The sequence below is a fragment of the Streptomyces massasporeus genome (genome assembly GCF_014648995.1).
Classification (GTDB): domain Bacteria; phylum Actinomycetota; class Actinomycetes; order Streptomycetales; family Streptomycetaceae; genus Streptomyces; species Streptomyces massasporeus.
In genome coordinates, this window is record NZ_BMSE01000014.1 from 101,773 (window position 1) to 116,029 (window position 14,257).

Below are 14,257 nucleotides of genomic sequence, written 5' to 3' on the forward strand. Positions count from 1 at the left end.
CTCTACGCGGCCGAGCCGGAACCGGTCCGTCGCTGGCCCCTGGAGCGTGCCGCTTCACCGGCGGGACGGCCCTGTCCGGCGGGTCGGCGGCCCCGGCGGCCCCGGGGCCCGGCGGACGCGCCGCGGGGGCGTTCCGCGCGCGGGGCGGGGATGACGACCGGGACCCCGGAAGGGGCCTGGGCGCCCGTGATGCGGCTCAGCTCCGCCTCGCCGGAACGCACCTGGGCGACCTGCGGCGTGATGCCCGCCGACGACATCAGCCGGGTCATGCCGCGCCGCTGGCCCGGGGTCACCAGGGTGACCACGCTGCCGGACTCGCCGGCCCGGGCCGTACGGCCGCCGCGGTGCAGGTAGTCCTTGTGGTCGCTGGGCGGGTCCACGTTGACGACCAGGTCGAGGTTGTCGACGTGGATGCCGCGCGCCGCGACGTTCGTCGCCACCAGGACCGTCACGTCCCCGCTCTTGAACTGGGCGAGGGTCCGGGTCCGCTGGGGCTGGGACTTGCCGCCGTGCAGGGCCGCGGCGCGGACACCGCTGCTCAGAAGGTGCGAGGTCAGCCGGTCCACCGCGTGCTTGGTGTCGAGGAACATGATCACCCGGCCGTCGCGCGCCGCGATCTCGGTGGTCGTCCGGTGCTTGTCGGCGTCGTGCACATGGAGGACGTGGTGCTCCATCGTGGTGACCGCGCCCGCGGACGGGTCGACGGAGTGCACCACCGGGTCGTGCAGGTAGGTGCGGACCAGCCGGTCGACGTTGCGGTCCAGGGTGGCCGAGAACAGCATCCGCTGGCCGCCGGGACGCACCTGGTCGAGCAGCGCGGTGACCTGCGGCATGAAGCCCATGTCGGCCATCTGGTCGGCCTCGTCGAGGACGGTGATGTCGACCTGGTCCAGGCGGCAGTCGCCCCGGTCGATGAGGTCCTTGAGCCGGCCGGGCGTGGCGACGACCACCTCGGCGCCGCCGCGCAGGGCACTGGCCTGCCTGCCGAGGGACATCCCGCCGACGACGGTGGCGAGCCGCAGGCTCACGGAGCGGGCGTACGGGGTGAGGGCGTCGGTGACCTGCTGAGCCAGCTCGCGGGTGGGTACCAGGACGAGGGCGAGCGGCTGCCGGGGCTCGGCGCGCCGCCCGGCCGTGCGGGCCAGCGCGGCGAGGCCGAAGGCCAGGGTCTTGCCGGAGCCGGTGCGGCCACGGCCGAGCACGTCCCGGCCGGCCAGGGAGTTCGGCAGGGTCGCCGCCTGGATCGGGAACGGCGCGGTCACGCCCTCGCGTCCGAGGGTGGCCAACAGCCGCTCGGGCAGGTCGAGATCGGCGAACGACTCGACGGCCGGCAGCGAAGGAGTGATCGTCTTCGGCAGCGCGAACTCGCCCTGGGGAGCCCGACGGTTAGTGAAGCCGCCGGAGCGGCGCGGACGACCGGAGCGGCGGTCGGCCCCGCCGCCCTGCTGGAAACGGTCATGGGTACGGGATGTGTGGGCACGCTTCATGCGGGACCTTCCTTGACGGGCGCGTAGCAAGGAAATCCCGCAGCAGAGGAGCAGCGCAGAGAATCTCGAGACGAGCCGAAGTCGATGCGGCCGGATCGGGCCGGCGGGGAAAAACAGCGAGCTGGGGCCCGCACCCCTTCAGGTGCGGGCCCCAGCTGCGAAATATGCGCGAGCGCCGATGTCAGGCGGGCACGATGTTCTCGGCCGTCGGGCCCTTCTGGCCCTGCGCGATGTCGAACGACACCTTCTGGCCTTCGAGCAGCTCGCGGAAGCCCTGGGTGGCGATGTTCGAGTAGTGGGCGAAGACGTCAGCGCCGCCACCGTCCTGCTCGATGAAGCCGAAGCCCTTTTCAGCGTTGAACCACTTCACGGTGCCAGTAGCCATTTTGTTTCTCCTTCGGAGGCGGTTTCGGGAATTCACCCTTTGTGAATTCCGTGTCGCCGTGATGATTACCCCGTAGGAAATGAACCTTCTGGCAACCACACCTGCAACTGAGATCGACAGTAGCACGGTAAGTTCGGCCCCGCGGCGGTCGAAAATTCCGATCCGGCGGCTGATCGAGGAATATTCTGCGGGCCCGGCTTCTATTTCTCATTTTGCGGGCACAGATATTGCCCTCCGTGGGCGCGGACCTTCCTGTCGCGCCCTCGCCTGGCGGCCCCGTGACCTCCGTCGACGGGCGATGTGCCGCTGCCGCCGTGATCGGTGGACGGCACGGCGGCACACGCGCCGGTTCGCCACTCCGGCGACGAAGGTCACATCCCCCGGACGGCCCATTCCTGCGACAACTACGTGGACATGTCACCGATCCGTGACGGCGGTGTGCGGGAACGAAGACGACGGGATCCCCGCGGCTCTCAGCCCCCTCCTAGTGATCAAGAAGCACCGGGAGGCCGAACCGACCACGGCCTCAACCGACCGATGAATCAGGGGATTTCATGTCCGGCAACCGTCGCAAGTCCTTCCTCGTCTCCGCAGTCCTCGTGGGCGGCGCCCTGCTGATGACCGCATGCCAGGACACGGACGAGGCCGCGGACACCGGAGCATCGCAGGGTTCCTCGTCCTCGTCCTCGTCCGGCGACGCGGCCACCCCGTCCGGCTCCTCGGCCGCGGGCAGCGGCCAGGGCACCGGCAAGGGCTCCGGCGCGGCGGGCAAGGGCTCCGGGGCGACCGGCGGGGCCGAGGACGGGGCCGGCTCCGGCGCCGACACCGGCAACGGCAAGCGCGAGCCCGTCGGGCAGAGCTGCGGCGCCAACGACATCTCCTGGAACGCCAGGTCCGAGACCCGGGCCGGCGGCTACATCCTCATCTCCGCGAAGGCGAAGCCGGGGATCACCTGCGTCCTGCCCGCCGCGCTGCCGACCGTCGCCTTCGGATCCGACGGCACGGAGGCGGGCCCCGCAGAGCAGGCCGCCGGGACGCAGATCACGCTGAGCGGGAACACCACCGCCTACGCCGGGGTCAACCCCAAGGGCACGAACGCGGACGGCGGCAAGGAACTGGACAGCATCATCGTCGCCGTCGGCGACGACGACCCCGACCCGGTCTCCCTGAAGGTCGGCGCCATCACGGTCGACAAGCCGGTCGTCACCAACTGGCACACCTCGGCGACGGACGCCGTCCCCTTCAGCTGAACGGATCCGCTGCTCCCCTCGGGGCTACCACGGCACCTCGCCCTCGTCACGAAGGCCGGCGCGTCCAGCGACCTGCCGGCGAAACTGCTCGACGCCCACGCCGCCGAACCCGACGCGGTCACCGTCGGTCTGCTCCTGTGCGGCATGGGCGAGCAGGGGCCGATGCTGCGCGACGGCCGGGCCGGCGTGGCGCTGCTGTACCTGCCGTTCGACACCACGGCCGGCCTCGACACCGAAGAGCGCTGCACGGAGGGCCAGGTCGCCCTGCTCCCGGCCGGACACGTCCTCACCGGCAGGCCCCACCTGCGCACGGTGTACGTCACCGGCCTCCCCGACCTGCCGATGCCGCGCTGGCCCGGCCCCGACGGCACGTACCCGGACGGCCCCGGCCCTCAGGCCCGCGACCACGCGCAGCTCCTCCAGCTGATCGCGCTCGGCCGCGCCTGCTGGATCGCACCGGACTCCTGCCGGACGCAACTGCGCGAGGACGTCACCGCCGTGCCGGTCCTGGACGCGCCGACGGTCACGACGGTGATCGCCTGGCCACCGCACAGCCGGTCCCGGGGGGTGGCGGTGCTGGTCCGGGCGGCGGTGCGGGTGAGTTCGTAGGAGGGACGGTGCCGCCTGCTCCGGGCAGGCGGTCGGTCGACCGCCCGTCGCCACCCGTCCCTGCTCGGCCCGGTAGGTCCGGTCCGATCCAGTCGGGTCCCGTCCCGTCCCGGCACGGACACGCGTCGCGGAGCGGCTGCCGTCGACGGCTGGGCGGTATGCACGCTGAGGCGACCGACCCGGGCCGAGGGCGGTCACCGCCACTGTGGCGAGAACCCGCTCAACCTGCCCGTCGACCCCGCCCACGGCCGGTCGGAGCCCGAGAGCAGCGATGTACTGTGCGCAATATGTCACTCGACCGTCCCGTCTCCCGCCGCCTCCTCAGTGACGAGGTCTTCGACCGCCTGCGCGACTCCATCGTGCGCGGCGAGCTCGTCCCCGGGGAGAAGGTCAGGGACGGCGAGCTCGCCGAGCGCCTCGGTCTCAGTCGCACCCCCGTGCGCGAGGCGCTCGCCCGGCTCGCCGACATCGGCCTGGTCGAGGCGAAGCCCGGCGTCTACACCCGCATCACCACCCTCGACCGCCGCGACGTCGAGAACACCCTCGCCGTCCTGCGCTCCCTCGACCGGCTCGCCGTGGAAGCGGCCGTCCCGGTCATGACCGAGCGGGACCTCGGGTGCATGCGCGAGGCCAACCGCGACTTCGAACGGGCCGTCGCGGCCGACGACACCGACGCCGCGCTCGCGGCCGACGACCGCTACCACGCCGTCCCCCTGACGGCCGCCGGCAACCCCGTGCTCAGCCGGATCGTCGAGCAGCTCCACCCGCAGATCCACCGCATCCTCCACCGCGAGTTCTCCACCCTGCTCGGCGGCCGCGACACCATCGAGCACCACGACCGGCTCATCGAGGTCTGCGCCGGCGGCGACGCCCGCGCCGCCGCCGACCTCTCCGGACGCCACTGGCTGGAACTCGGCGGGCACATCAACGAGCTGTTCGACACCAACCAGTTCGCGGAAGCGGCGACCGGATGAGGCGCTCCGATAGCATGTTCGACCGCGCGATGGTCCCGCCATCGCTGTCCCTCCCCCCAGCCATTCGGATGAATCGGCCAGAAGATTGATAGCCAGAAGATCGCGGGTGTTCTCGCGAATAGGCGGCATGACGTCGTGGGGTGCGTGGCGCCATTGGCGCGCGATGCTGTGGATCGCGGCGGCTGTGGTGGCGTGCGGATTCCTCGTCGCGCTGGAGATCGCCTCCCGCGGCTACGGGGAACCGGGGCCGATCACCAGCCAGGTGAAGGCCCTGGTCTTCGCCCCCAAGCCGGGCCCGCTCTACGGCGGTCTGGTGCTGATGATGGTGGTGCTGACCTGGCGGCAGCGGTTCATCGCGGCCGGCGCCGCGATCGGTATCGACTCCGTTCTCCTGCTGGTGCGTTGGGCGGCCGGTATCGAGGCGGGCGACGGCGAGTTCTTCGGCACCGGCGCGCTGTGGGTGATGCTGGGCTTCGCGGTCGTCGCCGTCACCCGCCGCACCGGCGCCGAACGCGTTCTGCTGCTGAAGGGCGTAGGGCTGGGCCTGTTGCTGGTGGCCGCCCGCAAGACCGGTGACACCTGGCTGTTCATCACGTCGAAGACCCGCCCGACGGTGCTCGACCAGTACGTGGCGATGGCCGATCACGCGCTGGGCAACCCGTCCTGGCTGGCGGGCCGGCTGGTCGAGGCCACCGACCCGGTCAGCTCACACGTCCTTCAACTGGTCTACGGCCAGCTCGCGGTGGCCGCGGTGGTCGTCGCGGCGTACCAGCTGCGCAACGTGACGGCCGACCGCCGCTTCCCGAGCCATCACCTCGTGCGCACCTTCCTGGTGATAGGCCTGCTCGGGCCGGCCTTCTACATGCTCTTCCCGGTGGTCGGACCGGTCTTCGCCTACGGCCCGGGCGCCTCCGGCACCGGCGGTGTGGAGTGGGCCGCGGCCAACCTGTGGCCGCACACGGCGCTGCCGATCACCACCCCGGCCCCGATGACGTACGACGGGATCACCCCCCGCAACTGCATGCCCAGCCTGCACACGGCCTGGGCCGTCGCGATCTTCGTCCACACCCGCCGGGCGCCGCGACTCCTGCGGTTCGCGGGCACGTTCTGGCTGGTCGTCACCCTCGCCGCGACGCTGGGATTCGGCTACCACTACGGCGTCGACCTGGTCGCCGGCGTGGTGTTCGCCCTCACCATCGAGGGGGCGCTGCGCACGGCCGAACGCGGCTGGGACCGGCGGGGCGTCCAGCTGGTCACCTACGGCACCACGGTCTTCGTCGCGCTCCTGGTGTCGTACCGCTACCTGCCGATGGAGATGGCCCGTCACCCGGAACTCTCCGGACCCCTGCTCATCCTGGCGATGACCTCGGTGATCTACGGCTACGTGCGGACCACCAGGCGGTGGGAATCGGCGGTCGCTCCGGTCCGGCAACCGGAACCGCAGCCCGAACCGGTCTGAGCCCGTAGAGTGGCGACCTTCGGACGGCGTGAGCCGGACGGAGTCCCCGAAGGCCGGGCCCATGCATCTCACCGACCGTCCCGCACACCGCCGCCTCGGCGCGGCGCTGGAGAACCTCTCCGTCACCTTCCGCGGCATGACCGCGCGTCCGGACGAGCACAACTGCGAGTGCCACTGGGGCAGCCCGGAGGAGCTCGCCCTGCTGAAGACGCCGGACGTGGAACTGGAGCCGGACCTCCTGCGCCGGACCTGGCAGGCCACCGACTGGTCCGATCACGCCGCCGTGCTGCGCCGCATCCTGCCGCAGTTCGCCACCGTCCTGGTCGCCGGCCGTGCGGAACCGATGTTCGGAGGGTACGAAGAGGCCGGGTACTCGCTGGCCCGGGGCCGCTGGCAGCAGTGGCCCGAAGAGCACGCCGGCCCGGTACGTGAGTTCCTCCATGCCTGGTGGGTGCAGAGCCTCACCGATCCGGACGCGGTCGTACCGGCCCACCAGGTCTTCGCGCTGTGTGCCGAGGCGTCCGGAACGCTGGAGCCCTGGCTCGCCGAATGGGAGCGGCAAACCGGGCACCTCGGCGACCTGCGTCTGGCCGAGGCGGTGGCGGAGTGGGAGTACGAACTCCTGGGGGACAGCCTGCCGTGGAGCGTCGACTGGTACGAGAACGACGCGGAGAAGATGCGCGCCGACCTGGTCGTCTGGCTCCTCGGCCACGCCGCGGCGCGGCTCCGCGCGTCGGGCGCGTCAGCGGAGCATACGGCTGCTCGGCCTCACCGACGAGGACCGCTGGACGGACCGGCACTGGCCCGGCCACCGCTACTGACGGCCGGCGAAAAACCAGTCCGTGGCGATGACTTCGCCTCGATAGCCTGCACGGCGTGACCACCTCATTCGCGAGCTCCCAGGACGTCGACGTCGCGACAGCCGGGGCGCGGGCCGGCGCGGACGTGGTCCGCGCCCTGTACGGCCGGCGCCTCGCCCGCGTCGACAAGGGCGCCGGGGACTTCGCCACCACCGCCGACATCGCGTCCGAGAAGGCGATCCTCGACGTGATCCGTGCCGCCCGGCCCGACGACGCGGTGCTCGGAGAGGAAGGCGGGCAGCGGGGCGCCGCCGACGCCGTCCGCCAGTGGTTGGTGGACCCCCTGTGCGGCACGCTGAACTACGCCGTCGGCACCATGCTGGTGGCCGTGAACGTGGCGCTGCGCGAGGGACCGGCGGCGGTGGCCGACCCGTTCGGCGGCGAGGTCTTCTTCACCGACGGGGAGACCGCGTGGGTCCGGCAGGACGGGGCCGACGACGCCCCGCTGACGCCCACGTCCGCGACTCGGCTGGTCGACGTCAACCTGGACCCGCCGTTCCCGAGCGCACCCGGATTCCGCGCCGTCGATCTGCTGGCCCACCCCGGTTTCACCGGACACTTCCGCCCGCGCGTGGTCTCCACGACGCTGGCGCTGGCCTGGGTCGCCGCAGGCAGACGCGCCGCATACGTCACCGACGGCGGCGACCTCTCCAGGAGCGTTCACTTCGCCGCAGGCATCGCACTGTGCCGGGCCGCGGGTTGCGTCGTCACCGGGATCGACGGCGCTCCGGTCGGCGAGACGACCCGAGGCCTCGTCGCCGCCGCCGACGCGGAGACACACGGGCTGCTGATGTCCGGCATACGGCGGGTCTGAGCAGGACCTCAGTGCGGACCCTGCGCCCGGCGGTCTTCAGGGATCGTGTCCTCGATCCCCCTTGCCTGCGACGCACTCGCGGGGGCGCGCGGCGTTTCGTCCGCGAGACCGTCCGGCCGGCGATCTACGCTCGGCCGGTGGCACGAACCGAGCAACGCGCCGAGGGAGCGGGACCGTTCACCACCCGGCTCACCTGGCACCTCCCGGACGGGGGCACCGCCGTATGGGAGTCACGGCCCGCCCGTCGGCGCGGGACCCTCGCCGTCCGGTCGCCCGGCTCGGCCGCCACGCGGCACACCAGCGCCGATGACGTCGCGCTCCGCCGCCTGCGCCGGCTCAACACCATCGCCGCGACCGCCTTCGTCATCGGCGGAGCCCTCTTCGCGGTGGGCGCCGGCATCGCCCAGTTCGGCTCCGGTGACGCGACCACCTGCGCCTCCGTCTACTTCGCCGGCGGCCTGTTCTTCAACACCGGCGGCTACGTCTCACTGCTCCAGGTCGTCAACGCTCCCCGGCACGTGCCCGGCGGTGAAGGGCGGCTCGTCATCCACGGCTGGCGCTGGTGGAGTTACGAGCCCGCCCGAGTGGACTGGCTGAGCGCGTTCGTCCTCTTCGCCGGCACCCTGGTGTTCGCCGTCGACCTGCTGGACTCCTTCCTCCAAGGGCTGAGCGTCCAGCAGATCAACCGGCTGATCTGGGCGCCGGACGTCATCGGGTGCGTGCTCTTCCTGGTCTCCGGGCATCTCGCGTTCGCCGAGATCTGCCACGGCCGGCTCTGCGTCCGCCGCCGCAGTCTCGGCTGGTGGATCGTCGCCGTGAACCAGCTCGGGTCCGTCCTCTTCATGCTCTCGGCGCTCGCCGCCTTCACCCGGCCCTCCACCGGCAGCCTGATCAACGCCGACATGGCCAACTGGGCCACCCTGATCGGCGCCTCGTGCTTCTCCCTCGGCGGCCTCCTGCAGTTCTACGAGCGCCCCTCCCACTCGCCGGGCTGACCCCCGGACGTCGTCTCCGGCCGGGGGAACATCATCGGCCAGGCAGCGCAACACCAGCCCGCCGTCGGCGACGCCTCCCGGCCCCCGGTGATTGGGTGACGCGCGAGCCCGACGGGCCGCGGCCCGACCGTGCGGGGCCATGCAGTGCAGGAGGCAGTCGATCGTGAGTTCCATCGAGGGCGCACCCCAGGGCGTGATCCCCGCGCATCTGCTCCGGGGCCAGAAGGCGCTGGTGACCGGGGCCAACTCCGGCATCGGCAAGGCCACGGCCATCGGCCTGGGCAGGGCCGGGGCTGACGTGGTCGTCAACTACGTGGCCGGCCGGGAGGAGGCCGAGAGGGTCGTCGAGGAGATCGCCTCGTTCGGGGTGCGGGCGGCGGCTTACGAGGCGGACGTGTCCGACGAGGACCAGGTCGCCGCCATGACGCAGCGGATGGTCGAGGAGTTCGGGACGATCGACATCCTCGTCGCCAATGCCGGGCTGCAACGGGACGCCCCCTTCACCGAGATGACCCGCGCCCAGTGGCAGAAGGTCATCGACGTCAACCTCACCGGGCAGCCCTCGACGCCGAGGGCGACCCCACCGACGTGAACGTCTGGAAGGCGATCTTCACGCCGATGTTCGGGCCGCAGTACTGGCACTTCGTGGTGGCCATGCTGGTGACCGCCGGCTACGTCGTGGCCGGTGTCTACGCCACAGGGTGGCTGCGCGGACGCCGGGACCATTACCACCGGCTCGGCTTCACCGTGCCGTTCACCGTCGCCGCGGTGTGCAGCCCGTCCAGTTCGTGCTGGGCGACTCCATCGCCCGGCGGGTCTTCCACGAGCAGCCGGTCAAGTTCGCCGCGATGGAGATCGTCTGGAAGAACCTCCCTAACCGTCGCCGAGGGAGCGGGCGCCGCCGGCACGCTGCGCTGGCTCGGCGTCGTCACGCTGGTGGCCGTGCTGCTGGTCTTCCCGGCGATCGCCCTCCTGTACTGGCTGGACACCCATGGCGAACTCGAATCCCTCACCGACGCAGACCTCCGCCGACGCGGTGCCGGGGACCAGGGCTGACCCCGCGGCCGCACGGCCGCGTTCGACAGGGACGGGACGGTCATGAGCGAAGAGCGGATCCTGCTGGGCATCGGCCTGGTCGTCGTGCTCGCGGTGGGCTCCCAGATCCTGGCGCACCAGCTGCGCGTCCCGTCCCTGATCGTGCTGCTGCCCGTCGGCTTCACCGCCGGGGCACTCACCGACATCGTCCACCCCGACCAACTGGCACCCGACTTCACGGCCTTGGTGTCGCTCGCGGTGGCCGTCATCCTCTACGACGCCGGGCTGGGCCTCGATCTGCGGTATCTGAAGGGCGAGACGCGGAGCGTGGTGGCCCGGCTGATCGCGCTGGGGGTCCTTCTCACCTGGGGAGCCTGTCTGGGACTGGTCACCGTGCTGTTCGACGTGCCGCTCACGGTGGCGGTGATGGTCGGCGTGATCCTCGTGGTGTCCGGGCCGACCGTCGTCGGCCCCCTGCTCGACCATGTCCGGCCGACCGACCGGGTGCGCAGGATCCTGATCTGGGAAGGGTCCCTGATCGATCCCCTCGGCGGCATCCTCGGCGCGGTCGTCTTCCACGTCATCGTCCGCTCCCAGGACGACCAGGGGTTCCGGTTCGGGACGTTCGCCGGGAGCATCGCGGTCGGCCTGGCCGGCGGCGCCGTCGGCGTCGCGCTGTTGTGGCTGGCCCTGCGCAGGCTGCGGCTCGCCGGGACGCTGGGGACGCTCGCGCAGCTGGCGGCCGTCGTCGCGGTGTCCGCGGCGTGCGACGCGGTGTTCGACGACACCGGGCTCATCGCGGCGATCGTCATGGGCATGGCGCTGGTGAACATGCCCGGCTTCGGCATGCCGGCGCGCCGGACCTTCTTCGAGACCGTCGTCGCACTGGTCATCGGTCTTCTGTTCATCTCCATCTCGGCCACGGTCACGCCGAAGTCCGTGGTTCCCGTGCTCCTGCCCTCGCTGGCGCTCGTCGCCGTGCTCGTCCTGGTGGTGCGGCCACTGGTCGCCGTGGGCGCGGCGGCACGGACGCGGCTCGGCTCCGGGGAACGCGGATTCATCGGCTGGATGGCACCCCGGGGCATCGTCGCCGCCGCCACCGCCTCGACGTTCTCCGCCGCGCTCGTCGACAAGGGGCTGCACGGCGCAGAGAAGATCCTGCCGATCACGTTCCTGGTGATCGTCGGAACCGTCCTGGTGTACGCGCTGACGGCACGGCCGGTGGCCGCCAGGCTCGGCGTCGTCCGGCCGTCGCGGACCCGGCCCCTGCTGGTGGGCGGCGCGCCCTGGGCGATCGACCTGGCACGGTCGCTGCGCACGGCCGGTCTGGCCGTGCTGATGTGGGCCGGCCACGCGCGGGAACGGGACCGGATCACGACAGCGGGGATCGAACTGGCCCCGGGCGAACTCCTGGCCAACGTGACCGACCCCGAAACCCGCCTGGAGGGAGTCACGGCCGTCCTTCTGCTCACGGACGACGACGACTTCAACGCACTCGCCTCCGTCGTCGTGCAGGACAGGGTCGAGGGCCCGGTCTACCGCGTCGGTCCCCCGCCCGGCAGCCAGGGCGTGGTCGCCCCGTACACGGGGGGCGGCGTGCTCTTCGGCGCCGGCCTCGTCCGGGACACCCTGGCGGACCGCCATGAGCGCGGGGCCCGCTTTCTGGTGCGGCCCGCCTCCGAGCAGCGGCCCCCCGGGCACGACACGCTCTTCGTCGTCCGGGCCGACGGCCGGCTCGAACCGGTCACCGAGGCGCGGGAGGTCGCGCCGGCCGAGGGGGACACCCTCGTGCTCCTCGGACCCGTACCGCCGCACGGTTCCGCGGGCACGAGCGCCGCGGGCACGAGCGCCCCGGGCTGACCGTCAGCGCCGGTTCAGAGCCGCGTCGAGGGTGATGGCCGCGTCGATGAACGCCAGATGCGTGAACGCCTGCGGGAAATTGCCGAGTTGGCGTCCTGTCAGAGCGATCTCCTCGGAGTACAGGCCGAGATGGTTGGTGTATCCGAGCATCTTCTCCAGGACGAGCCTGGCCTGGTCGGTCCGCCCGGCGCGGGCGAGTGCGTCGACGTACATGAAGGTGCACAGCGAGAAGGTCCCCTCGGAGCCGCGCAACCCGTCGGGTGAGGCCTCCGGGTTGTACCGGTACACCAGGCTGTCGGTGACCAGTTCCTGCTCCATCGCGTCCAGCGTGGAGGCCCACATCGGGTCCTCGGGCGTGATGAAGCCGACCGTCGGCATCCGCAGCAGCGAGGAGTCGAGCACATCGCCGCCGTAGTGCTGGATGAAGGCCCCGCGCGACTCGTTCCACCCCTGCTCCATGACCTGCTCGTAGATGGCGTCCCGCACGCTGCTCCAGCGTGCGGCCGCGGCCGGGCGGCCGGTGGCCTCCGCGAGCCGCAGCGCGCGGTCGAAGGCGACCCACGACATCACGCGGCCGTAGGTGAAGTGCCGGCGGCCACCGCGGGTCTCCCACAGGCCTTCGCCGGCCTGGTCCCAGTGCTCGGTCAGCCAGTCGAGGACGGCGAGCAGCTCGGTCCATTGCCGGTGTCCGGGGTGGATCCCGTGCCGGTGGGCGAAGTAGATGCTGTCCAGCGCCTCGCCGTAGATGTCCAACTGGATCTGGGTGGCGGCGCCGTTGCCGATGCGTACCGGGGCCGACCCCTCGTAGCCCTCCCAGTGGTCCAGGGTCTCCTCCTTCAGGTCGGAGGAGCCGTCGACCGCGTACATGATGTTCAGCGGCCCGGAACCCCCCTCACCGCCGGCCCGCTCCTTGATCCGCTCGCCGAGCCACCCGATGAACGCCTGGGCCTCTTCGGTGAACCCCATGCCCAGCAGGGCGTACACCGAGAAGGAGGCGTCCCGGATCCAGGTGAACCGGTAGTCCCAGTTGCGCTCGCCCCCCAGCTGTTCGGGCAGCCCCGTCGTGGGGGCCGCCACCACGGCGCCGGTGGGGGCGTAGGTCATGAGCTTCAGCGTGATGGCGGAGCGTTCCACGGCCTCGCGCCAGCGCCCGGAGTACCGGGACTTGCTCAGCCAGGACCGCCAGTACCGGATGGCGTCGTCGAAGATCTGCTGGAACTCGGCGAGCCGGACCTCCCGGGGCGGGCCGTCGGCGGCGGACTCCAGGACCAGTCCGCGCTGCTGCCCCGCCTGGAGGCTGAGCGTGAGGTGCAGGTCCTTGTCGACGGTCAGGGAGTTCAGCAGGCGCTCGTCGTCCGGCTCCCGGATCGGGTGCACCGTCAGGTTCGTCCCCTCCGAGACGAACACCGCTCCGTGCTCGGTGACGTGCAGCTCGTGCGGCTTGCGCCCGTAGTCGAAGCGCGGCGCGATGTCGATCTCGAAGGTCATGCTGCCGCGCACACAGCGGACCAGGCGGACCAGCCGGTGACGCGGGGTGACCGTCGTGCCGGTCACCGGCATGAAGTCGACCACCTCACCCGCACCCGCCTCGGTCATGAACCGGGTCACCAGGATCGCCGTGTCGGGCAGGTACAGCTGCTTGGTCGCGTACGCCGTGTGAGCGGGCCTGACCGTGCAGTGTCCGCCGTCGCGCTTGTCCAGCAGCGCGCCGAACACACTCGGCGAGTCGAAGCGCGGACAGCAGAACCAGTCGACCGTCCCGTCGGTGGTCACCAGCGCCGCGGTCTGCAGATCACCGATCAGGCCGTGGTTCTCGATCAGTGGGTACTCGCCCATGGAGGCGCCCCTTCCGACGTGCACCGTCACCCGGACAGCGGCCCCCGACCAGCGTAAGCCGGGGGACGGTCACCGACCTCCCGGCTGCTCCGGCCACCCCGGCGGCCCTCAGCTGTCGCGGGTGCTCCGGCCCGCCACCCGCGTCGGTTTCCCTGTCGGCCTCGGCGTCGTGGGAGGGGCCGATGGAGGCCGCCTCCAGCGGTACTCCCGGCTGACCGTCAACGCGAGTCCCGAGCCGATCGCCAAGGGCAGGACGCTCACGATCACCGGCAAGCTCAGCCGGGCCAACTGGGACACGCTCGACTACCGGGGCTGCACCAACCAGCCGGTCAAGCTCCAGTTCCGCAAGGCCGGCACCACGACGTACACGACCTGTACACCTCCGGCACCGGCACCCTGACGACCACGGCCCCGGCGCCCCAAGACGGCTACTGGCGCTGGAACTTCGCGGGAACCTCCACCACCCCGGCCGTCAACGCGACCGGCGACTTCGTGGACGTGCAGTAAGACGTGCAAGAGCCGGACGCGTCCCGCTCCGCTGCTGCGGGAACCGCGCGACCGGGGCAACCGACTCCTGGGGCAGGTCAGCCTCCCGGCCGAGGAGAACAAGCCCATGCCCTTACGTGATCAGATCCTTCCGCGAACACGGCCGGGAATTCCCTGGAACTCGGGGCCACTTCACCCCGACTACCT

Annotated in this window: 11 protein-coding genes and 3 pseudogenes; 11 read left to right on the plus strand and 3 right to left on the minus strand. The window is 71.6% G+C overall.

All coding sequences use genetic code 11. The features are described from left to right. Nucleotides 1-2 precede the first annotated feature (2 nt). A complete protein-coding gene (locus IE153_RS27345) occupies nucleotides 3-1,487 on the minus strand; it encodes a DEAD/DEAH box helicase (protein ID WP_189592457.1) in 1,485 nt (494 codons plus the stop codon). 181 nt (nucleotides 1,488-1,668) lie between these two features. Then, nucleotides 1,669-1,872: a cold-shock protein gene (locus IE153_RS27350; protein ID WP_028799214.1), complete on the minus strand. Its 204-nt coding sequence runs from the start codon at nucleotides 1,870-1,872 to the stop codon at nucleotides 1,669-1,671. Between the two features lie 554 nt (nucleotides 1,873-2,426). Between IE153_RS27350 and IE153_RS27355 the strand changes: the two genes are divergently transcribed. From IE153_RS27355 to IE153_RS27405, 10 genes and pseudogenes are all read left to right on the plus strand, one after another. Then, nucleotides 2,427-3,122, plus strand: coding sequence for a DUF4232 domain-containing protein (locus IE153_RS27355; RefSeq protein WP_189592458.1), 696 nt, complete (start codon nucleotides 2,427-2,429; stop codon nucleotides 3,120-3,122). A gap of 42 nt (nucleotides 3,123-3,164) precedes the next feature. Continuing rightward, nucleotides 3,165-3,731 (plus strand): annotated as a pseudogene (locus IE153_RS27360) (type 2 periplasmic-binding domain-containing protein); the annotation flags it as partial. A gap of 287 nt (nucleotides 3,732-4,018) precedes the next feature. Then, nucleotides 4,019-4,705 carry a GntR family transcriptional regulator gene (locus IE153_RS27365; RefSeq protein ID WP_189592459.1) on the plus strand — a complete coding sequence of 229 codons (687 nt, stop codon included), beginning with the start codon at nucleotides 4,019-4,021 and terminating at the stop codon, nucleotides 4,703-4,705. A 127-nt stretch (nucleotides 4,706-4,832) separates the two neighbouring features. Then, nucleotides 4,833-6,164, plus strand: coding sequence for a phosphatase PAP2 family protein (locus tag IE153_RS27370; RefSeq protein WP_189592460.1), 1,332 nt, complete (start codon nucleotides 4,833-4,835; stop codon nucleotides 6,162-6,164). A 28-nt stretch (nucleotides 6,165-6,192) separates the two neighbouring features. Beyond that, the gene (locus IE153_RS27375) at nucleotides 6,193-7,044 is read left to right on the plus strand and encodes a hypothetical protein (protein WP_308432211.1); all 852 of its coding nucleotides are present in this window, start codon (nucleotides 6,193-6,195) and stop codon (nucleotides 7,042-7,044) included. Next, entirely contained in the window at nucleotides 7,041-7,838 is a 798-nt protein-coding gene (locus IE153_RS27380) for an inositol monophosphatase family protein (protein WP_189592461.1), read from the plus strand. Before IE153_RS27375 ends, IE153_RS27380 begins: the two co-directional genes overlap by 4 nt. A gap of 137 nt (nucleotides 7,839-7,975) precedes the next feature. Beyond that, entirely contained in the window at nucleotides 7,976-8,833 is an 858-nt protein-coding gene (locus IE153_RS27385) for a hypothetical protein (protein WP_189592462.1), read from the plus strand. Between the two features lie 208 nt (nucleotides 8,834-9,041). Next, nucleotides 9,042-9,392 (plus strand): annotated as a pseudogene (locus IE153_RS27390) (SDR family NAD(P)-dependent oxidoreductase); the annotation flags it as partial. Continuing rightward, complete coding sequence (locus tag IE153_RS41810) at nucleotides 9,356-9,889, plus strand: cytochrome ubiquinol oxidase subunit I (protein WP_435811806.1); 534 nt, start codon at nucleotides 9,356-9,358, stop codon at nucleotides 9,887-9,889. The pseudogene IE153_RS27390 and the gene IE153_RS41810, both read left to right, overlap by 37 nt. A 42-nt stretch (nucleotides 9,890-9,931) precedes the next feature. Next, nucleotides 9,932-11,728, plus strand: a complete 1,797-nt coding sequence (locus IE153_RS27405; protein ID WP_189592463.1) for a cation:proton antiporter — start codon at nucleotides 9,932-9,934, stop codon at nucleotides 11,726-11,728. Nucleotides 11,729-11,731: 3 nt separating this feature from the next. Here IE153_RS27405 and IE153_RS27410 read toward each other — a convergent pair whose 3' ends face one another. Next, nucleotides 11,732-13,564, minus strand: a complete 1,833-nt coding sequence (locus tag IE153_RS27410; protein ID WP_189592464.1) for a glycoside hydrolase family 15 protein — start codon at nucleotides 13,562-13,564, stop codon at nucleotides 11,732-11,734. Between the two features lie 190 nt (nucleotides 13,565-13,754). Here IE153_RS27410 and IE153_RS27415 point away from each other — a divergent pair. Next, a pseudogene (locus IE153_RS27415) lies at nucleotides 13,755-14,071 on the plus strand (calcium-binding protein); the annotation flags it as partial. Nucleotides 14,072-14,257 lie beyond the last annotated feature (186 nt).